Source organism: Leptospira kanakyensis (assembly GCF_004769235.1).
Classification (GTDB): Bacteria; Spirochaetota; Leptospiria; order Leptospirales; family Leptospiraceae; genus Leptospira_A; species Leptospira_A kanakyensis.
The window spans coordinates 42,432-62,643 of the sequence record NZ_RQFG01000018.1; the positions used below are offsets into that span (position 1 = coordinate 42,432).

Genomic DNA, 20,212 nt, shown 5'->3' on the forward strand with positions numbered 1-20,212 from the left:
CTAGACAATTGTATGAAAGATTCTTTTATTCCTCCTCGTTTTGAATTTCCCTTTGCTTTAGGACTGGACTTAGGTTTTCCCATTCTTTCCAAACTCCTCTTCAATATTGATGGAGTAGAAATAACAAAAGAAGATGAACTGCATCTCAAAGAAATCAAAAATAAAAGGGTGATGTACTTATCCAACCAACCGAGTGAAATCGAACCTATCATTGCTTATCATATTGCCAGTAAAATCGGAACTAGATTTCATTTTATGACCTCACGTAGTATATTTAACTGGGCATTTGGTTTGGTGGGAGAGATCATCAAACGAGTGGGTGCTTTTTCTGTCATTGCAGGGACTCTCAATCGTGATGCGATTAAGGTCGCTAAACAGATATTATCCGAACCAGATGGCAAACTAGTGATGTATCCAGAAGGGATGGTCTCTGGTGAAAATGATAACTTGGTATCATTTATGCCTGGCGTGGCCCAAGTTTCTTTTTGGGGATTGGAAGCAGCTCTTTCAAAAGATCCGAAAGCCGAGTTATGGATCCAACCTAGCTTTGTGAAATATAAAATTTCCGGTTCCCGTGATTCGATCCTTGCTGACATTGAAACTTCTCTTTCTCGGATTGAACGCAAACTTAAACTTTATCCTGGTGGAAGAACCTTACTCCGTAGGTTTTTAACTGTAGGTCGAGTGATGTTGGAAGAAACCGAATTTGAATTGGGAATTCCAAGATCGGAGACTGATGGAAAGGATTTTGATTACCGGTTGGGTCGGGCAAGGCATACGGCTCTTAACCTGGCGGCTTCCATTTTAAATGTGAAGTTTCATGAATCGGACAATGCCATCCAAAAAATTCGAATTCTATTTATGTCTTTGGATAGTTTGGCTGCAGGGGCTCCACTCTCCTCTACACCAAAAAATCTGACGGATCAAAATATCCGTCGTGCCAAACAACTAGTGGACACAGCGTACGCATTTATCATCACCAAACCTAAAAATTTAATCCAATGGCCGTCTGCGGAACGATTGATGGAATGGATTTGTAGTTTTGAAAAACATATTTTTGGAAAAACAGAAACCAGAGCAAAGGTTGCCCATGTAGTTGTAGCACCTGCCTTTTCTTTGGCGCCGTACTACCAAACGTACCAATCGAACAAAAAGGAAGCCATCCAAAGTTTACTCGGTGAGATTCGAAAAGAAATGGAAGTCCTTATGGAACGAGGGAAAAAGATAAGTGAGCCAATCGTCCCACCTTATTCTGTGGGACTCGATTTACAAATTGGTTAATCGTTAGTCCAAAACTAAAGTAATTTCAACCCGACGGTTTTTGTGCCGGTTTTCTTCCGTATCGTTCGGAACAATCGGAACATCGTCGGCATACCCTTTAAAGGATATATGTTTTTCATCCATTTGGTGATTATCAACTAATGAATGTAAAACGGATTTAGCTCTATCCTCAGATAGTTTTTGGTTGTATTCTTTTTTTCCGATATTGTCTGTATGCCCAGAAACCCGAATCTCCCGATCAGGATATTTTTTTAGGATCTCCGCAATTTTTGCCACAGCGGTTTCGGCATCGGGTTTTAGTTTGCTGTCGTTAAAATCAAAAAGAATGGAATCCAAAGAAAATACAATTCCATCCTCGGAAGTTCTTACTGTGATTGGAAGTTTTTCTGGAAGAGTATTTTTTTCAGGTGAAGGAATTTCCCCAGTATCAGTGATTCGTCCTAAATTTTCGCCATTCGGTTCTTTTCCATTTAACGGATTTTTGTTAGGATCACCTAACTTCGTCCCATTTGGATCTCCTGTATATCCCACAATGAGATCACTCAGGATATCTTCTCTAATTGTTTCTTTGTCTTTGGCATTCACTTGATTACGAAGGAAATAAATTCCTTTGATATGAAAGTTTGCTTCCTGAACGGTTCCATTCGGATAGATAAATGTGTAAGATAATTTGACTTCTTTAAACTCAGGAACACCACGGGCCGCATTAAAGAAAACTGTTCCTGAAGCAAATCCAAAGATTTTATAAGGTACATTTGGTACCATTTTTTCTCCATCTGGTTTGGTATAAAAGATGGGATAGGTGTAAGTGATCTTTTCACAATTTCCTTTGTAGTTTCCTTCTGACCAAGGATGGATGCCTTGGAAGGTATATTCAGGAAGTACTTTGACACGGATACGATCTGCACTGAAGTCAAAAGATTCTTCTGCTGGTAATTTCCAAACATCAGAAACAGAAACGGGTGTGTCAGGAAAACTGGGAAAACTGCGCAGGTTTGGCATAATGAAATCATTGGGAACTTCATACCGGCCATTTCGGAATAGAGTAAAGTCTGATAAAAATTCTTTGTCCTTCCAAAAAGGGCCTGAGGTTTTGCCGTAACGAATGTACGTATCAAAAAAAGCATTCACCAAACAAGAATCAGATGAACATTTTTTAGGTTTCATCACCACTCTGTTTTTATCTTCTCTTTCCACTGTTTTAGTTCCTACGCGGAAAAATACATCATGGTATTCATTCAGTTCTAAAACTTGGTTTTCCTTCCATTTCCACTGGAAAGTGGTTTTCCCTGTTGGTAATGGTGTGGAGGCCACAAATGGGAGAAAGATGACAAAACAAAATACGAGTCGTCGGAGTGTCTTCACATTGCAATGATCGGGGATTTTTTTGAAAAACTGATAGGGGAAAGGGAAAAAACTACAGGTTTTTGCGATTGACGAAGGATTGATTTTTGGCTTTACCTGAATTACCATGAAAAACCTTTCTCTGCTTTTTTACATTTTGATTACAATTAATTTTGTCGCTTGTAAGGACAAACAAACCCTAAAAGTGGCTGGTTCTGAAACTATGAACAGTATGATGCGATATTTAGGGACTGAATATGAAAAGGTAAATTCAAACGCTCGTGTAACAGTCGAAGGCGGTGGATCCGAATCAGGGATTGATCGTTTGCGAAAAGGAGAAATTGATATGGCAGTTTCTTCACGAGACTTAAACCAAGCAGAATTTGATGACCTCCGCAAAACAGGAAACTTAGAAAAAGTTAGACTGGCTTACGACGGTGTCGCACTCGTTGTAAATCCAAAGAATGTTGTAACCAAACTCAACCTAATCCAAACTTCCGATATCTTTTCCGGAAAAATTAAAAACTGGAAAGAAGTAGGTGGGGCCGATGCTCCCATTTCCATTGTCATTCGTAATGATAAATCGGGAACTCAAGATTACTTCCAAAATCATATCCTCAAACGAAAGGATTTGGGTTTAAATGAATTTAACGAATATAAGTCCAATGTATTTACAAAAGACGCTAAAATCGTAAAAGACAATGCAGAAATGTCAAAATTCATCCAAGAAAATCCAAATAGCATTGGTTATATGGGAATGGGATCTGCCATTGTAGAAAACAAAGACAAGTTAAAAACTGTGGATTACGCAAAAACAGCTAAAGACCCATTTGTTTCTCCTTCCGTCAGAAACGTTTATGATCGCAAATACAAATTAGCTCGCGAACTATTTATAATTTATAAAACCGACCAAGGTGATAAAATTGATGCCTTTGTTACTTTTCTTACCAGCGAACAAGGACAAGTGGCCGTTTTACAATCAGGATATTTAAGAGCATCGCTTCCTGAAGTGGAAGTTTCAGCAGAGCCGGTGAAGTAGGGGGAGGGAATCCCACTCAAATCAAATTAACCTTCAAACTACCAATACTTAGTAATTCCTTCGGTCAGCGATGTACAGCTGGCCGAGTCCGTTGAAGGAAATTCCTTATAAAGCCGGTCAAACATTCTGATTGAAAAAAGAACATGAAATTGTCTTGCTAAAAATCGTAACCTGATTGCAGCTAGGTGTTCATGAAGATTGATAGACGAAAACGCCTGAAAAGACCACTTCCTATTGTATTATTTGGTCTTTATTTTCTGATCCTTCCTTTCGTTAATTATTTTTCATTTGCCTATGCCCACGATATCCATTGGGCTTATCCAAAGCTAGTATTTGCATGGCTTCATCCAGCAGAGTTTACCCTTCTGGTTCTTGCAATTCCTGTTGGAATTGGTCTACTCCTTGTTAAAAAATGGGGATGGTATTCGTTTTTAGTTTATGCAGTAGCATTCATTCTTTTTGATATCATTGCTTTCATTCAAAAGCCAATCGCATTCAATTTGTTAGCCTTGGGTAATTCAATCATTGGTTTCACGGCTGTTTTCTATTTTACGCGAGAAAATATATCTGCACCATATTTAAAACTATATCCAAGGGGTTGGCGTTATGAAAGAAGAACTCCCGTTCAGATTCAACTTCTTCTCAACGGAAGTGCGTGCACAACTAGAGACTTTAGTAGAACAGGTTTTTATGTAACTTGGCCTGATTTTTCTGGAGAACTAGGTGAGGCAGTCCAAGTTGTCATTTCTGGAATTATGATAGAAGCAGGAATTGTGCGCATCGATCAAAATGGATTGGGTATAGCTTTCCGAAATTTACAACCAAACCAAATTCAATTACTTGAGGAAATCATTTCTTCACAATCTCTCAAATTAGAAAACCAACCAACTTAAAAGGAAAATATGATATGAAAAAGTTTATTTGGATTTTATTTACATCGTTCTACTTTTGGAACTGTATTGCATTTTTAGATTTCAATCGAAACCAAAATGAATTCTCTAAGGATTCATTATTACTCCTATTAGGTTCTAAAGATGTAGGTGTTCCTGCTGGTGGTGGAACCGCCGGTTCATCAGGAACTCGTATCCAATCCAGTGATGAACTATTTACCATTTTAATTCCAGAAGGTGCGATGGATGAAACTGTCGATTTTAAGATCACAAAATACGACTCTACCCAAGCACCACTTCCTTCAGGTTTTGTACCCACTAGTTCTATCTACCAAGTAACTCCATCATACAAATTCAAAAAAGACGTTGTAGTAACAATCACTTTGGATCGTGCAAAAGCACAATCGATGAATCTTAACTTTGGAAAAAGTAGAGGTTTTCATGTCTCTACCAAGAGCACAGAACCAGATGCAGAAAGAATGCCTGGTTGGGCCGGCGTCAACACAACACTTGAATCAGAAAGTATTGTCTTTCAAACAAAAAGTTTTTCTATGTTTGGCGGGGGAACTCCTCCACCAGGGAATTTACCTCCTGTCATCAATGGTGCCTATTATTATCTAAAACCTAGCACTCGCCATATTCCGTATGAAATAAGAGCCGATGTATTTGAACCAGACAATGATGTCATGAATGTGTATTTGGTTGTTGGACCTGCGGGTGGACCAACTAACTACTTCTCGATGACAAGAGAAGGAACAACAAATTGGTATAGATCCAATATCCCTTACGAAGCAATGAGTCCTGGCGGAATCTTAATTCAGATCGTTGCAGTGGATATTCATGGCCAAAAAACAGCGAGACCCTCAACAGGAACGTTTTTATATCCCACTGACTCAGGGAACCCTGCTTACATCAGTCAATACACTCCAGATCGTGATGGTGATGGATACAATGATGTTTGGGAACTAGATAATGGATACAATCCCAATAATGCAAGTAGTCCTCCAGGAGGAACCACATACCCACCAGGACTTCCTGTTGTCATTGACAGCTTGGAAATTTTACCAACACAAGCTTGGGTGCAGGTGAATGAACCCATTACGTTTTCTGCTCGAGGGTTCCTTGCTGGTGTTCAAAAATTTGTGAATGTCAATTTCCACACCACTGGCATTGGCCTTGGTGGAGGCCCCATAGGCAATCTGAACTCATCTACGTTTACTGCGACCACTCCTGGCATTGCGGGAGTGTTTGCCACGTACCAAACTCATGAAGCATCTGCTTCCGTTCATGTTGCCGATACCATTGCTCCGTCGAATATCACCGATTTGGTGGCATCACCAATGTCTTCTTCAAGAATCCAACTCAGATGGACGGCTCCGGGAAGTGTAGGTGCATTAGGACAAGCATCTGCGTATGAGATCAGAAGGTCCACTTCACCCATTACAAACAATTTGCAATGTGATGCTGCTACTGGAATTGCACATACAATGATTCCGAAAAACGCAGGGTTAGTGGAAACAAAAGAAATTGATGGCCACCTCCCACAATCGACATACTATTTTTGTGTTCGCGCCATTGATTCTGCGGGGAATCGCAATTCTTGGTCGGGAGTTGTCTCAGCCACAACCTATGCACCAACAGACTTAGTCCCACCTGCTGATATCACAACCGCAACTGCAACTGTCGAATCCTACCAACAAATCAAACTGACTTGGACTGCAGTGGGAGACAATGGAAATGTAGGTTCTGCCTCCGCTTATGAAATCAGACGTCGTTCCACTCCCATCAATTCAGATGACGACTGTTCGGCGGGGGTCTTTGTTCCGAATGCGGTAGTGGCGTCACCTGCAGGCACTCCATTAGAGTTTACTGTGAGTGGGTTGTCTTCTGGAACTGTGCATTATTTTTGTATCCGTGCTTTTGACCATTCCGGAAATCGAAGTCTTTGGAGTGGAGTCCTTCAAGCTACGACACCATTTGCCAACCAAGCACCTGTGATTCAGCTAACTACAAATCTTACGATTGATTTAGGCACTGAAGCCACTTTAGATGCTTCACAGTCTGTTGATCCCGATTCCTCCTTTTGTGGTGCTCAATCAAATTTATATGAGTACAACTGGCGAGTGGTTTCCAAACCTCCACTTTCCAATTTAGCGAATAGTGATATTCAAAATAGAACTACAAAGTTGGCAAAAGTTTTACCTGATAAAAACGGAGATTATGTATTTGAATTTTCCTTTAAGGACAATGCCGGTAGTTGTGCAGGTGGGAATCGAACTTCTGTAACTTTGGTCACTCTGAAAGCAAATTTGGTTCCGATTGATGCTCCCGCTTATGTGGAGGCGCAAGCTGGGGGAACCAGTGCATTCGTTCAATGGTGGCCTATAACTGGAGCCACTTCGTACACTGTGTACTATAGCACAAGCCCTGGTGTGACAACCGCTTCAACAAGTTTTGGTCCCGTGACAAATCCTTATGCGATGATTACTGGTTTAACGACGGGAACATTGTATTACTTTAGAGTTGTGGCGAACAATTTTGGTGGGAGTAGCGTCGTATCAGCGATGGAACCACGTGCATTTACAACTACAACTCCACCAGGGATGAGTGCAACGGGGACTCATATTGATATTTCGGCAGCGTTGGGTAATTTCGTATCTCGATCAGCAAACACACTCCTAATAGACAACATCAATTCTAAATTAATTATCGGAATAAAAAATGACGGCGGCGGGCTTATGAATCTCACCGCTTTTCACTGTGACCTAAACGGAAACAATTGTTCAAATACTAATTATCCAGCTAACTTACCTCTAGATGGTTATCCTAAATTTGCCTTTGATTTTCTTAACTCCAAACTTCTAGGTATTTATGCAAATCACAGTTCTGGAGCAATTGATTTCAGGAGATGTAATGCTTTAGGTACAGATTGTATTTATCAAAATATAAATGCAGGAAAATTAGCCACTTGGAATGATTCGTTTTCTCCTTTAATTGACTATTCGAACCAAGCGTTACTCGTATCAACTTGTTTTAGTAGAAAGCCTGCATTGTTTAAGTGTAATTTAGATGGTAGTAATTGTTCATACCATGATATTTCAGCTGGGGCAGGAACAAATTCCTGTTCCAATCCAAATGCAGTCATTGATTACAAGAATCAAAAACTTCTTTTTGCTACTCCAGACAGTAGTATAGTATCAAATAGAATCAGCTTATTTCGTTGTAACTTAGACGGTAGCAATTGCAATCTTACAGATATTTCTGCGGGACTAGGATCCGGAACTGGGACAAATCCAGCAATCCTAGTAGATAATCAAAATTCAAAACTTCTAACTATTACGCAGAGTGAAAAAAATGACTATAAACTTTCTCTCTATCGCTGTAACTTAGACGGCAGTAATTGCATATTCAGAGATATTTCCGCTGGCCAATCTAATAATTCAGCGTCATATCCAAGTGCAACGATAGACTATATTGAAGCCAAGTTATTAGTTGTCACATATAATTTAGCAAATAGTGGAAAGCTAAGTTTATACCGCTGCAATTTAGATGGAACTGAATGCACCCATACTGATTTATCATCGGGTCAAGGTACAAGTTCTGGAGGGAGACCGAGCGTAATAATCAACCCAATTACAGGTAAACTAAATATTGCTACTACAAACGGTGCTAACTCCGGCAAACCCTCACTCTTTATCTGGTAACTCCTCCCCGCGCCATAGGATCCGAAGGGCTTGGTCTCACCTGATATAGGTGAGACGGGAGCGTAAGCGCACCCCGGAGTGAGCCCGGTCGGTTAAGGGTTTGATTTGGTTCCACTAACCAATGCGAGGCGCACAAATCGATATATCTCTTTTTAATAAACTAATACTCGGTTGTTGGTTTGGTCGCTAATATACAGCTGGCCTTGTTCGTTGAAGGAAATGCCGGCAGGAGCAAATAAACCTAGGGCATTTACTGTCCCTCCTGTACATCCACCAGTATTGTTTTGTACCGCACAATTTAAATTGTTGTGCTGACCAAAGACAGCCACTGCTACATGGCCTGATGTATTTGTGGATTTTTGAAAAACAAAAACGCGGTTATTGGTCGAATCCGATACATACAGGTTTTCACTTTGGTCTAAGGCGAGCCAGGTTGGTCCATTCAGGTTTGTTGAAGCTGATCCCGGTGCTAAACCACTAAAACTTGTTTGGCCATAAACACGACTTGCTGTGGTGGAACCAACAGGAAAATACAAGACTCGGTTATTTGTGGAATCGGCAACATACAAACCACCCATGGAATCGACAACCAGTCCAAATGGTCCATTAAAACGTGTTTCAGAAGTACCAGATAATACGGATGAAAAATTATCTTGTCCATAAACTCTTGTTGCTGTTGTTGATCCCGGTGGAAAGTAAAGCACTCGATTGTTAGAAGATTCTGCGGTATACAAACCACCATCAGGTGCTAGTGCTACAGCCCTTGGATTAAAAAAGGTGGTTTCTGAAGTACCTGTCCCTGAATTTGTGTATCCCGGTTGTCCATACACCCTTGTTGGTGTGGTATTATTATAAGGATAATACAAAATTCTTTGGTTTCCTAAATCAACGGTATATAGTCCATTCTCTCTATCAATAGTGATCCCTCGCGGCGTACTTAAACTTCCAGCTGAAGTTGTACTGGCCGTGCAAGTTCCAGGAATAATATTTACTGCATCACAATTAAAATTTCCATACTGGCCATAAACGATCGTTGAAGCTGTTGTATTCGGCGGATAGTATTGGATACGATTGACACCTGAAATGTAGGCGCCACCGAAGGAATCAGTTGCTACACCATAAGGAAAACTTAAGTTTTGATTTGAGACAGATCCACCTACGCACGAGCCATTATTATATCCAACACTACATGTGAAAGATCCGTATTGTCCATACACCATGGTAGGGCTTGTATCTACCACTTGTAAGGTGATGGTCACAATTCCAAATCCTGGACTATTTTTAGTAATCGTGAGATTGGTTGCTGTAGTGATTTGTGTGGTTGTTCCTTTGATTTCTCCCGTTGTGGTATCAAAGGTTAAACCTGCTGGCAAAACTCCTTGGATCGAATAACTAGAGTTCATTGGGTGGCGAGGGACGATGGAAACAGGAAAATTAAGGTAGAGCCTATAATTAGAATGTCTATAACCGAATGGGGGAATGTTGACTAATTTGTAACCGCAGTGGTAGGATTCGGCGGTGCTAAGGGCCTGAAATACCAATGTTTCAAAATAGGAATCGGATTTAGGATCGCAATTGTTTCCTAGATCCTTTGGTTTACAGCCAATTGTGAGAAAAATGAAAATAGGAAGTGTGATCGCGAGTATTTTTCGTATTATTTTCATATTGGAAAGTTCCATGATATCAAACTTTATCGATCACTACCGTCTATCAAAAATGAATTGGTGAATCCAGTTTATGAAATAAATTATCAACGAAGTTTAGGAAAAGAACGAAAAGGAGAGGGTGTTGGGTAAGACTATCGTTTGAAAGGAAACCTTACATGCGGCGTTGGTTAATAAACCAATACCCGATTGTTTCCAGAATCCGCAATGTACATCCGACCTTGTTTGTCAAAATGAACGGCAACAGGGCTTTTTAAGTTTTCTGCATTTGGATTGATACCGATTCCGCATGATCCATTATTATTATCTGCACCACAATTGAAGTTTCCAAATTGACCAACAACGGCAGAGGCTGACATTCCCGCAGTAAGATTCGTTCGAGGGTAAACTAACACTCGGTGGTGGATTTGGTCTGCTACAAATAAGTTTTCACTCTGATCCAAAGCAACTGCAGAGGGATTATTTAAAGTATTGGTCGTCGGGCTACCAGGAGGTGCAAACGCTGTAAAAGTAAGTTGGCCATAAACTCTAATGGCAGCCGATGCCCCTTTCGGATAATAAACAACTCGATGACTTCCGGTATCTGCAATATAAATTCCACCTGTCGAATCAGTAACAACACCGTAGTTGGAGTTTAGGCCAGTCGCAGTTTGTGTAGCTCCGTTACTAACAAAATTCGGTTGTCCATACACTTCTGAAGGTAGGTTTGCATCTTTAGGGAAGTAAATTACACGACTGTCAAGGGAATCAGCGAGATAGAATCCCCCAGTACTGTCCGGGCTCATGTGTATGGGTGTACCTAAAACTGATGCGGATGTTGGTCCTCCTCCTGCTGTTGTGAAATTCGGTACACCCAACGCTCTGACAGAGGAAGTACTATCATTCTGATAAACTAAGATTCGTTTGTTGGTTGAATCGGCCACAAAAAGTTGGTTTGATGCATCAAAAAAGATTCCTATTGGGGTACTTAGTGTTGTCGCGGCAATAGATATTGGTGTACTACAACTTAGATTTGAAGGAGCATTGGCAATATCACAAGTAAACAACCCATGTTGTCCATACACTCTTGTAGCCGTTGTTTGGCCAGTTGGATAGTAAAGAACTCGATTGCCTGTCGTAATATAAACTCCACCAGAATTGTCGGTGGTTATACCTCTGGGACCAGATAGATTGTTCGCCGTCGTTGATCCTGCAGCACAACTCCCATTATTAGTATCTGCACCACAGGTGAAATTTCCAAATTGTCCGTACACTTTCGTTGCTATTAAATCCCGAATTTCGATAGAAATTTGGCTGACTGCAACTTTCTTACGGTAAACCGTATAACTTTTTCTTTCGAGAGGAGAGCCAGGAGTTCCAGAAAGGGCACCAGTGTTTGGATCTATGTACAAACCATTGGGAAGATTTGGTTGTATCGTTACTTCAGTTTTTTCACCTAATCTTGGTAATACGGATATAGGAATGGATTTATAAAATGTAAAATCTGTGTATCTGTAAAAATCTCCCGTATTGACAATTTGCAGTTGGCAAAAACTACCTTCGATACTGGCTGAAACTATCAATTGTGGAAAAAAATCTTTGGATTTACTATCACAAGGATTGGATAAGGAAGCCATTTGGCAGTTCCCAGTGAGAGATAAAACCAAGGAAAGAAAAATCAGTCGTAAATTCATCTATTTAAGAATTTGAATCCATCCCTTCTAATTTTGCCACATAAGGCAAGTTACGGTACTTACCTTGGTAGTCCAAACCATATCCTACAAGAAAATCGTCCTCGATGATGAATCCTGGATAATCAACTGGGATATGAGGATTGGCTTTCGATTTTTTCCAGAAGAGAGTAGCGACTTTTAAGTCTTTGGGATTTTGTTTTCCCACTTCTTCGAGTAAGTATTCGAGAGTTTTTCCCGTATCCACAATGTCTTCCACAAGTAGAACAGATTTGTTTTTTACAGATTTTTTTAGTTCTTTGGTGATTTTTAAATTTCCAGAAGTGGTTGTGTCTCCATAAGAAGACGCAGCCATAAAGTCGACCTCATGGGGGATGGCAATGCTACGGCAAAGATCCGCTGTGAATATAAATCCACCATTGAGGATTCCAATCACAACTAAGTCCTTACTTAAGAAATCGCGTGAGATCTCACGTGCGAGTTCTTCTACCCTTTGGTGGATTCGTTCTTCTGAATATAAAGGTTTCATTCTTTGCCTATTTGTCCAGGGATCCAAAAAACTGCCAATTGGCAACTTCCCCAGCTAAGATCTTTCCACGATTCATTAGAAAAACTCAAGCCGAGAAATGAGGCCGTGGGAAATTTCTGAAATTTTGTGTGAGAGGATTCTCCAAAAAGTAAGGCAGATCCAAGCTCCTCTAACCCAGGATTGTGTCCCACAAGACAAACAGAACGTACGGAAGGTGAAAGGCCATGGAGTAAAAACAAAAGGTCTTCCTTGTCTGCATCGTAGATGGCTTCCCTTAAATCCGGTTTGGGAAAACGAAGGATTTCTTTGCGAAGAGAGGCATATGTCTTAAGTGTTCGTTCGGCAGGAGAAACCAAACATTGGTCAAATTCAAATCGGCTTTCTTTTAGATATTCCCGTAAGGCTTTGGCTTGTTCCTTTCCTCGTTTGGAAAGGGAACGTTCCAAATCAGAATCATAAGGTTCATCCCATTCTGATTTGGCATGGCGAAGTAAATAGATTTGTTTCATACTGATAGATTAGTCGAAACAAATGACTTTGAAATCACGAAACGACTATTTTTGTATTTCTTTTTCGTATTTGGAAATGAGTTCGTTGTTGTTTTTACAGGAGAATTTTGTCCGCATTTGGTTGAGATGGTATTCTACTGTTTTTCTCGATTTTTGAATTCGATCTGCCACTTCGTTTTGAGACAAACCTTGTACAAGTAAATTCAGGATTTCCATTTGGAAAGCGGAGAAAGGAAGTTGGACTTTACTCACTCCATCGGATACAAATGAGCCACCTTTCATCACAAGATCAATGACTTCTGGCAATTTAGAGATAGGATCTGATTTTAACATATACCCATCGGCCTTGGCTTTGAGGGCATCTTCTACATAGACTCGGCTTCCATGCAAAGAAAAGATGATGACTTTTGTGGGTTGGTGTTTTTCTTTAATTTCACGCAAAACATCGATGCCATTCCGATCCGGTAAGTCGATGTCCAGAACCAAAACATGGATGGGATTAGATTCTAAAAAATGAAACAAATCAGCAGCAGTTCGAAATTCTCCGGCAAGAGAAAAGAAAGGATTGGATTTCAGGATAGATATGATTCCTTCTGTGACAACGGAATGATCTTCTAAGATGGCAATTTTAACGGATTCCACAGCCTCATGATTCTCAGCGCATTCTTCTCATCCATCCAAAAATCTTTCTGGGACTTACTTATTTTTTGTAGTTATCCCTTAATTTTGCTCTTCATCATTTTGGGCACCACCTCCTGCCGGTTTGATGCTTATCCAACCTTACTGGCAAAAGATGGTGTTCTCGATGCTCGCACTGCCAACTTTTCAGGGGAAACTATAAACCTTACTGGGAAATGGGAATTTTATTGGAACGAGTTTTTAGATCCTAAGGCCGAATCTCCCGAACGTAAATCTTATCTAAAAGTAGGAGTTCCTTGGTTTTCTCAGGAGAACGAAGATGGAGAGGATTACCCTAGTTTTGGATTTACAACGTATCGCCTAACAGTTCTTCTTCCAGAAGAAGACAATACTTCGGATAAAGAACCTTATGCACTTCTAGTTCCCGTTTTACATAGCGCCTATAAGATGTATTTGAATGGGGAACTGATTGCTGAGAATGGAAACATTGCAAAATCAGCAAAAGATCATATTCCTTCTTTCCAAATCAAAATTGTTCCTTTAAAGGGAATCACTAAAAAATTAGATTTGGTCGTTCATGTTTCCAATTTCTCTCATAAGTATGCAGGCATTCATGGAATCATTCGTTTTGGAAAGTTACAAAATATCATTCGTATCTGGAATGTAAATTATACAGTGACATGGATTCTTATGATTTTTATGGCACTCCTTGCCATATATCATGCGTTAGTTTATTTTATCAATCGTTCCGAACGAAATGCGCTCCGAATGGCCTTTGTTTATTTGGGAATTTTGATTTTAGCATCCACACTCATCGAAACAAAAATTCTATTTAACCTTTTTCCCGATGAATACTGTGTTCCTTTGTTTCGACTCTCTCGCCTTGGTATTATTTTGATTATGTATTTTGGAGCATACATTCTTCTGAATTTAACGCAAATGCGTTTTTTCAGGCGTATGATCAGTTTTTTGAAACTTTATGCTTTGGTATTTTTTGGAGTAGCCGTTTTGACTCCTGTATCCCATTTAGCAGAGATTTCTTTTTATTTCGAATCGGCATCCGCTGTATTTGTATTTTTAGGTTTGATCTCAGTGTCCGTTGCTTTGTACTTCCAAAGAAAAGAAAGTCGATTGTACTTCTTTAGTTTAATTTTGGCAATCATCGGTGGACTCATCGATTTATTTTTGATCACCAATCCTAATTTTGGGTATAGGCCGATGGGTCTTGTTTCCCTGTATTTGTTTATTTTTCCACAGACACTCGGTGTGACTTTTGGACTTGTACGTGTTTACAAAAGATCCGAATCTTTATCAAAAGAATTGTACAAAAGAAAAGAAGCCCTCGAGAAAAAAGTCAAAGCACGTACTTTGGAATTGGAAAAGGCAAACCGTTGGAAAGCAAACTTTGTTTCTCTCATTTCGCATGACTTACGTTCGCCGCTGAATAGTGTGAATCAAATCTTAGATGTAATCGATTTTAGTTTTAGTGAATCTAGCGAAGAAGAAAAAAAGAAATTCTTAGAAATTTGTAAAACGGGAGTCACCCAGTCCCTTCGTATGTTGGAACAACTTCTGGATGTCAGTCGGTTTGATGCCATTGGGACAAAACTCATCCAAACTCGATTTTGTGTGAACGAACTACTGAACGAAATCATTGAATCTGTGGAACCACTCGCTACTCTCAAAGGGATTCGAATTCAGAAAGAAACTCCTATCCAAGCAGAAATCATAGCCGACAGAACTTTGATTGGTGAAGTTTTTAAAAATATCTTAACCAATTCCATTAAGTATTCTTATCTTAATTCTGAAGTTTGGGTCGGTATTTCTTACAAAGGGAAATGGCTTTCCGTCGAAATTCGTGACCGCGGACTTGGGATGAGCGAAGAACAAATCCACAAACTCACCGGTGAAGAAAATATCAAAAGTCTTCCAGGAACAGCAGGGGAGAGGGGAACCGGGCTCGGTTTACAACTTTGTATGAATATCCTCGAAGCCCATTTCGGAAAACTTCGTATCAAGTCAGTACTCGGAGTGGGTTCTTCTTTTGAAATTTCTTTATCTAAGAGTACCAAGTCTGTCCTTCTTGTGGACGACTCTGGAAACTTTAGGTCAGACTTAGCGGAGGTTATGCGAAGAAATCAATGGATTGTGATCGAAGCAGGAAACGGGGAAGAGGCTTTATCACATCTCTCTCGGATCACACCATCTCTACTCATCACCGATTTACAAATGCCTGGGATGAATGGAATATCCTTAATTCATGAATGGGAAGGCCGCCGCCACAAAGACCAAAAAATTCCTATCATTTTGATTAGTTCGGACGCCCCTCTTTCTGGTGGTGATAAATTTTTAGAAGAAGAGGGATTGGAATCTATTGTTTCTGCTTATCTTTCGAAAATGTATAAGGCAGAGGATCTCTGCCAACAAATAGAATTTATTTTACCCTAACACTCGTTCCATGTGATTTTTGATATGAAGGCTATGTGCCACATCATATTCTTCTTTGGTGAGTTCTCCATAAGCAAAATGAGGTCTTAAGGACGATTCTTTTGTTTTGGAAAAATCATCAATGGCTTGGATGAGTCTTATGATTCCGGCTTTGACTTCTGTGGCATTGGAAATGTCTTCTGCCCCAGGGATGGGTTCTTCTAGTCCGTGATTCATTTTGTTTTTGAATGCAAAAATAGAAAAGGCTACCTTCCCAATGGAACCACGAAAGATAGCGGACTTCATTTCTGGATATCCTTTGAGAGAATATTCAATGCTTTGGGCACAGTGGGCAAATACCTTTCCAACACTCCAATTCCCCGAAAGTTTGATCCCTTCGGGATCGGATTGTAAACTGACAAACAATTCACGAAGGTCAGCAAGATCATCAGCTTCAGCCCAAGGGGATTCTTTGGAGGGATCTTCTTTTGTATTTCCCTCCGTTGTCCCCTCCGCTCGAAGTGGGATTTGGAGGATGGTATAAGACAAGGCTGTTTTTTTTAAGAACTCTTTACGTTTCATTAGAACTTTCCTTTTAAGTTGATGGGTTTTTCCGGTTTGGAGCGGAGTTTCATATTTAGGAATTCAACGATCACAGAAAAACACATAGCAAAGTAAATATAACCTTTAGGGATATGTAATTCCAAACCTTCCCCAAGAAGTGCCACACCAATCAAAATTAAAAAACTAAGGGCTAAAATTTTAATTGTAGGGTGTCTGTCCACGAAGTCGGAAATACTCCCACTGGATAACAACATAAAGCCCACAGACAAAACTACCGCCGTAATCATCACACCTAATTGGTCAGTCATACCCACAGCGGTGATGACTGAATCCAAAGAGAACACAATGTCTAAAATCATAATTTGGATGATGACTTTGGTAAAGGAAACACGTTTGCCAGTTCCTTCTTCGGACTCAGATTCTCCTTCTAGTTTGTGATGGATCTCTGTTGTGGACTTGGCGATAAGAAAGAGTCCTCCCAAAATCAGAATGATGTCTCGGCCGCTGATCGCGTGGTTGATGATTGTAAAAACCGGAGCCGTGAGTTTCATAATCAGAGAAAGTGAAAATAGCAAAAGAATTCGTGTCCCCATAGCGAGCACCAAACCAATTTGGCGAGCCGACTTTTGTTTTGTTTTTGGCAACCGAGAAGAAAGGATGGAGATAAAGATAATATTATCGATCCCCAAAACAATTTCCAAAGCAGTTAGGGTAAAGAGCGCAAGCCATACCGATGGGTCTGAGAGAATTTCAATCATAACGTATCCTAAAGTTCAAAAAATGAAAAATGAATCAATCTAAATCTATAGTTAGGGGACAGGTAAGTATAAAACTACCGTCTATAAAAATACCAACCCGCGCATTCTTCCACGAGCCTTGTTCCCTTCCACAAATCCAAATTTTCTTTGTTATCTGTAATCCCCCAAGAAAATTCATCGAAAGGTTTTCCCCCTAGGCCCTTGTCCCAAGTTTGGTTGGAAATCCAGGGATAGTAGACCCCTTCTTTGGTAAAAGGAACCAGAGTCCAATTTTTTTCGGAAAAGGCATAACTGTATTTGATGGGCCAATAAGTGGCCGCTCCCGGAATGTTCGGGTCAAACTTAGATAAACATTCCATTCGGTGGGCCCGTTTGGTTTCTCCTTCCTGGACCTTTTTGGCGAGAAGGGGGTATTTATCATTATAAAAGAAAACTATCCCGAGAAACAAAACTAAGGTGGCGATGCGCCGAACGAGTGGTAACATAAGAACCAACCGAACGATGATAAAGATCATACAAAATGGCAAAAATAACAAGTAGCGAAAGTTAGGTTCTATTTGGAAAATAAATAAAGCAATCACCGAAAGAAAAGGTAAAAAAAGAAAAACCAAATCTAAAAAATGTTTTTTAAGTTCTAAACGAAGAAATAAAAATAAAACATAGAAAATACAAAGTACAAAATATAAGTAATACCAATCAGCAAAGATTGAATGTTCGGTGACAGAACGAACCACTCCTGAAATCCAAAGTTTAGGATCATTAGAAACCAAATCAATTGCAGTTTGGATTCGTTCCATCGTGGGAAGTTCTTTGGCGGTTAAAATTCCAATGCCTAACTTTCTGATTCCTTGTTGCCAAACCTTACCCAAACCAAATCCAAGAAAAACCAAACCAATCGGATAAATGGATTTTTTTCGCAAATGGATGATTGTATACACGAATAGAAAAGGGGCAACATTCACAAAATACCAATATTCAGAAATCCAAACAAGGGAAATCAAAATGAGAAATCGGAAACTTTGGATGCGATTTTTAGAATCCCAATGATTGATTTCATACAGAGTGTAGGCAGCAAAGAAAAAGATCATGGCATGGAAGGCCGGTAAAAAAAACTGACCGAGACTATTTGGCAAAACCCCAGCCAATGCCAAAATTCCTAAAGAAAACAAATATGCCTTTTTTTCTTTGAAACCCAGAGCCTTTGCTAAATAAAAAGGCATCACAAAGGACAAAAATCCAAAAGCAAAATGAAACCAATACACAGACTTTAAAACTGGATACGTGAATACAGCAATTAAGATCTCGGGGAAAAGATAGGAACAAGGAGGAAGATTCCAACCTCGAACTCCCGTCCATCCTCCCACCCAAAAATCCCGGGCAAACAAATAGGGATAAAACACATCGCTATTGGTTCTTTCACCCAAATGGTTTTCATAAATGGCATCGTAAAACAAATGAAAGGTGCCAAATAGAACCAAAAGTATTAAAATCGGTTTTAAATTTCTCAATAACTAGGACATTTCCTTTCAAAAGTTTTGAACCTTTCTGGAAAATCAAGTTCCACTAAGATTCGTTTGTCTGCAATGAAGGGATGTGGGAATTCCAATCGTTTGGCAAAAAGTAGCAGTCCGTACTGCGTATAATCTTTTGCCGAACGAGAGTACAAAGTATCTCCTACCACAGGACAGCCAATTTTTGACATATGAACACGGATTTGGTGGGTACGACCTGTTTCCAAACCCAGTTTCATCAAACTGTATTTACGTCCGGTTTGTGTTTGGACAATTTTTTCAGTTTTGTAATGGGTGACGGCCATTCGCCCATCTTCCCTTACACACATCTTCACTCGTTCGACGGGATGGCGACCAATGGGTAGATTGACAGTCCCTTCCGATTCCACAGGAGCTTGTAAAACCCAGGCGTAATACGTTTTATCCACAAGTCTATCTTGGAACATTTTAGAAAGTGCTGCATGGGCACGATCGGTTTTGGCAATGATGAGAACCCCTTCTGTGGGTTTGTCGAGCCTGTGCACAATTCCTGGACGACGTTCACCACCTGTGCCTGATAGGTTTTTGAATTGGTGGAGGAGACCATTCACAAGAGAAGGTTGGTCATCTCCCGGTCCACTGTGACAAGCAATCCCAGCTTTCTTATGGATAACCATAAATTCGTCCTCATCATAGAGAACAGGAATGTCCATGGGAATGGGTTCGAGTCTAGAAGGTGGCCTTGCGATCACATTCACGACGTACTCTTCACCAAGAGTCACCTTATATCCGTTTTTAGTGGCCAGTTGTTCTTTGGTTTTGTTTGTCACAAATCCAGAATCAATCCACTTTTGAACGGTAGAACGGCTGAGATCGTCTCCGGCATTGTCTTTTAGAAAGACATCCAGGCGACTTTGGTCATAATCTTCGGAAACGGTTACAAATATTTGCATTTTCGGTTGTTATCTAATGAAAAGAACTAAACTATGGAAACATTAAGGTAGGTCAACTGATGAAAAAAGGATTTTTTTTAAGCCTCATCCTCCTCGCAGGTCTTTCGCTTTCATTAACGAATTGTTCGTCTTCTGAAGAAAAAGAAACTCCGAAAGACACAACTTCCACTACGGGAACAACATCCACTGTATCTTCCAGAGATCTCAATGCAGCTCTTTTGGATGAAATCAATGTAGCACTCAAAGACTACCGCTATCCAGATGGTGTTCGTCGCAGAGGTTTTAGCTACAAACAAGCGGACATCCAAGCAGAAGATTTCAAAACTTGGGCAAAAGACAACGTTTCTTACATCAAAGACGCTCTTGCAAAACTTCCTGAAGGATACGCTTTAGAAGTGACTGGTCACGCAGACGCATCTGGTCCAGAAGAAGCAGAAGGTGCTAAAAAAGGTAACGGATACTATTCACAAATTCGTTCTGACGCAGTAAAGGATGCACTTGTAAAACAAGGGATTCCTACTGACAGAATCGTAACAAAAGCATCCGGTTCGTCTAAACCAATTTCTGGTTTTGATGAAAAAGACGCGATCAACCGTCGTGTGACTTTCCAAGTCGTTTCTAAATAAGAAAGTAATCTTTCTCAATTAGAGATCTTTCTCTAAATCAAACCCACCTTTTGGTGGGTTTTTTTATGCCTAAATATTTGGGCGCCTCGCATTGGTTATGCGAATGAAAATTCGGATGCTGTAAC

16 protein-coding genes are annotated in these 20,212 nt (G+C 40.1%); 6 read left to right on the top strand and 10 right to left on the bottom strand.

Translation table 11 applies throughout. The annotated features are described in order from the left end of the window. Positions 1 to 12: 12 nt before the first annotated feature. Positions 13 to 1,281, top strand: a complete 1,269-nt coding sequence (locus EHQ16_RS12700) for a lysophospholipid acyltransferase family protein (protein WP_135634022.1) — start codon at positions 13 to 15, stop codon at positions 1,279 to 1,281. 3 nt (positions 1,282 to 1,284) lie between these two features. Here the strand turns inward: EHQ16_RS12700 and EHQ16_RS12705 are convergent, their stop codons facing one another. After that, complete coding sequence (locus EHQ16_RS12705; protein WP_208742296.1) at positions 1,285 to 2,754, bottom strand: OmpA family protein; 1,470 nt, start codon at positions 2,752 to 2,754, stop codon at positions 1,285 to 1,287. On the opposite strand from EHQ16_RS12705, the gene EHQ16_RS12710 reads away from it, so the two are divergent. The 3 genes from EHQ16_RS12710 to EHQ16_RS12720 all read left to right on the top strand — a co-directional run bounded on the left by EHQ16_RS12710 (position 2,753) and on the right by EHQ16_RS12720 (position 8,258). Next, the gene (locus EHQ16_RS12710) at positions 2,753 to 3,664 is read left to right on the top strand and encodes a phosphate ABC transporter substrate-binding protein (RefSeq protein ID WP_135634019.1); all 912 of its coding nucleotides are present in this window, start codon (positions 2,753 to 2,755) and stop codon (positions 3,662 to 3,664) included. The two genes, EHQ16_RS12705 and EHQ16_RS12710, sit on opposite strands and share 2 nt — an antisense overlap. 191 nt (positions 3,665 to 3,855) lie before the next feature. After that, the gene (locus EHQ16_RS12715) at positions 3,856 to 4,557 is read left to right on the top strand and encodes a PilZ domain-containing protein (protein ID WP_135634017.1); all 702 of its coding nucleotides are present in this window, start codon (positions 3,856 to 3,858) and stop codon (positions 4,555 to 4,557) included. Between the two features lie 14 nt (positions 4,558 to 4,571). Beyond that, the gene (locus EHQ16_RS12720; RefSeq protein WP_135634015.1) at positions 4,572 to 8,258 is read left to right on the top strand and encodes a fibronectin type III domain-containing protein; all 3,687 of its coding nucleotides are present in this window, start codon (positions 4,572 to 4,574) and stop codon (positions 8,256 to 8,258) included. 152 nt (positions 8,259 to 8,410) lie between these two features. Here EHQ16_RS12720 and EHQ16_RS12725 read toward each other — a convergent pair whose 3' ends face one another. The 5 genes from EHQ16_RS12725 to EHQ16_RS12745 form a co-directional block, all read right to left on the bottom strand. Further along, a complete protein-coding gene (locus EHQ16_RS12725) occupies positions 8,411 to 9,922 on the bottom strand; it encodes an NHL repeat-containing protein (protein ID WP_135634013.1) in 1,512 nt (503 codons plus the stop codon). A 170-nt stretch (positions 9,923 to 10,092) separates the two neighbouring features. Beyond that, positions 10,093 to 11,595, bottom strand: a complete 1,503-nt coding sequence (locus EHQ16_RS12730) for an NHL repeat-containing protein (RefSeq protein ID WP_244242071.1) — start codon at positions 11,593 to 11,595, stop codon at positions 10,093 to 10,095. Between the two features lie 4 nt (positions 11,596 to 11,599). After that, entirely contained in the window at positions 11,600 to 12,121 is a 522-nt protein-coding gene (gene hpt / locus EHQ16_RS12735; RefSeq protein WP_135634010.1) for a hypoxanthine phosphoribosyltransferase, read from the bottom strand. Next, entirely contained in the window at positions 12,118 to 12,630 is a 513-nt protein-coding gene (locus EHQ16_RS12740) for a SixA phosphatase family protein (RefSeq protein WP_135634008.1), read from the bottom strand. Before EHQ16_RS12740 ends, hpt begins: the two co-directional genes overlap by 4 nt. Before the next feature lie 45 nt (positions 12,631 to 12,675). Beyond that, positions 12,676 to 13,272, bottom strand: coding sequence for a response regulator transcription factor (locus EHQ16_RS12745; protein ID WP_135601448.1), 597 nt, complete (start codon positions 13,270 to 13,272; stop codon positions 12,676 to 12,678). Between the two features lie 6 nt (positions 13,273 to 13,278). Here EHQ16_RS12745 and EHQ16_RS12750 point away from each other — a divergent pair, with 6 nt between their 5' ends. Beyond that, complete coding sequence (locus tag EHQ16_RS12750; RefSeq protein WP_167482661.1) at positions 13,279 to 15,717, top strand: hybrid sensor histidine kinase/response regulator; 2,439 nt, start codon at positions 13,279 to 13,281, stop codon at positions 15,715 to 15,717. Here the strand turns inward: EHQ16_RS12750 and EHQ16_RS12755 are convergent. The 4 genes from EHQ16_RS12755 to EHQ16_RS12770 form a co-directional block, all read right to left on the bottom strand. Continuing rightward, positions 15,709 to 16,278, bottom strand: a complete 570-nt coding sequence (locus EHQ16_RS12755) for a DUF1569 domain-containing protein (protein ID WP_135634006.1) — start codon at positions 16,276 to 16,278, stop codon at positions 15,709 to 15,711. The two genes, EHQ16_RS12750 and EHQ16_RS12755, sit on opposite strands and share 9 nt — an antisense overlap. Next, complete coding sequence (locus EHQ16_RS12760) at positions 16,278 to 17,015, bottom strand: TerC family protein (RefSeq protein WP_208742300.1); 738 nt, start codon at positions 17,013 to 17,015, stop codon at positions 16,278 to 16,280. The genes EHQ16_RS12755 and EHQ16_RS12760 overlap by 1 nt, the downstream gene beginning before the upstream one ends. 77 nt (positions 17,016 to 17,092) lie before the next feature. Continuing rightward, entirely contained in the window at positions 17,093 to 18,526 is a 1,434-nt protein-coding gene (locus EHQ16_RS12765; protein WP_135634002.1) for a hypothetical protein, read from the bottom strand. Next, positions 18,523 to 19,461, bottom strand: coding sequence for an RluA family pseudouridine synthase (locus tag EHQ16_RS12770; protein WP_135634000.1), 939 nt, complete (start codon positions 19,459 to 19,461; stop codon positions 18,523 to 18,525). Before EHQ16_RS12770 ends, EHQ16_RS12765 begins: the two co-directional genes overlap by 4 nt. Positions 19,462 to 19,517: 56 nt before the next feature. Here EHQ16_RS12770 and loa22 point away from each other — a divergent pair, with 56 nt between their 5' ends. Next, entirely contained in the window at positions 19,518 to 20,087 is a 570-nt protein-coding gene (gene loa22, locus EHQ16_RS12775; RefSeq protein ID WP_208742301.1) for an OmpA family outer membrane lipoprotein Loa22, read from the top strand. Positions 20,088 to 20,212: the final 125 nt, after the last annotated feature.

Excerpts from the sequence above, each read along its gene's own strand:
- EHQ16_RS12700 (WP_135634022.1), top strand. The coding sequence starts at position 13 with ATGAAAGATTCTTTTATTCCTCCTCGTTTTGAATTTCCCTTTGCTTTA.
- EHQ16_RS12710 (WP_135634019.1), top strand. The coding sequence starts at position 2,753 with ATGAAAAACCTTTCTCTGCTTTTTTACATTTTGATTACAATTAATTTT.
- EHQ16_RS12705 (WP_208742296.1), bottom strand. The coding sequence starts at position 2,754 with ATGGTAATTCAGGTAAAGCCAAAAATCAATCCTTCGTCAATCGCAAAA.
- EHQ16_RS12715 (WP_135634017.1), top strand. The coding sequence starts at position 3,856 with ATGAAGATTGATAGACGAAAACGCCTGAAAAGACCACTTCCTATTGTA.
- EHQ16_RS12720 (WP_135634015.1), top strand. The coding sequence starts at position 4,572 with ATGAAAAAGTTTATTTGGATTTTATTTACATCGTTCTACTTTTGGAAC.
- EHQ16_RS12725 (WP_135634013.1), bottom strand. The coding sequence starts at position 9,922 with ATGAAAATAATACGAAAAATACTCGCGATCACACTTCCTATTTTCATT.
- EHQ16_RS12730 (WP_244242071.1), bottom strand. The coding sequence starts at position 11,595 with ATGAATTTACGACTGATTTTTCTTTCCTTGGTTTTATCTCTCACTGGG.
- hpt (WP_135634010.1), bottom strand. The coding sequence starts at position 12,121 with ATGAAACCTTTATATTCAGAAGAACGAATCCACCAAAGGGTAGAAGAA.
- EHQ16_RS12740 (WP_135634008.1), bottom strand. The coding sequence starts at position 12,630 with ATGAAACAAATCTATTTACTTCGCCATGCCAAATCAGAATGGGATGAA.
- EHQ16_RS12750 (WP_167482661.1), top strand. The coding sequence starts at position 13,279 with ATGATTCTCAGCGCATTCTTCTCATCCATCCAAAAATCTTTCTGGGAC.
- EHQ16_RS12755 (WP_135634006.1), bottom strand. The coding sequence starts at position 16,278 with ATGAAACGTAAAGAGTTCTTAAAAAAAACAGCCTTGTCTTATACCATC.
- EHQ16_RS12770 (WP_135634000.1), bottom strand. The coding sequence starts at position 19,461 with ATGCAAATATTTGTAACCGTTTCCGAAGATTATGACCAAAGTCGCCTG.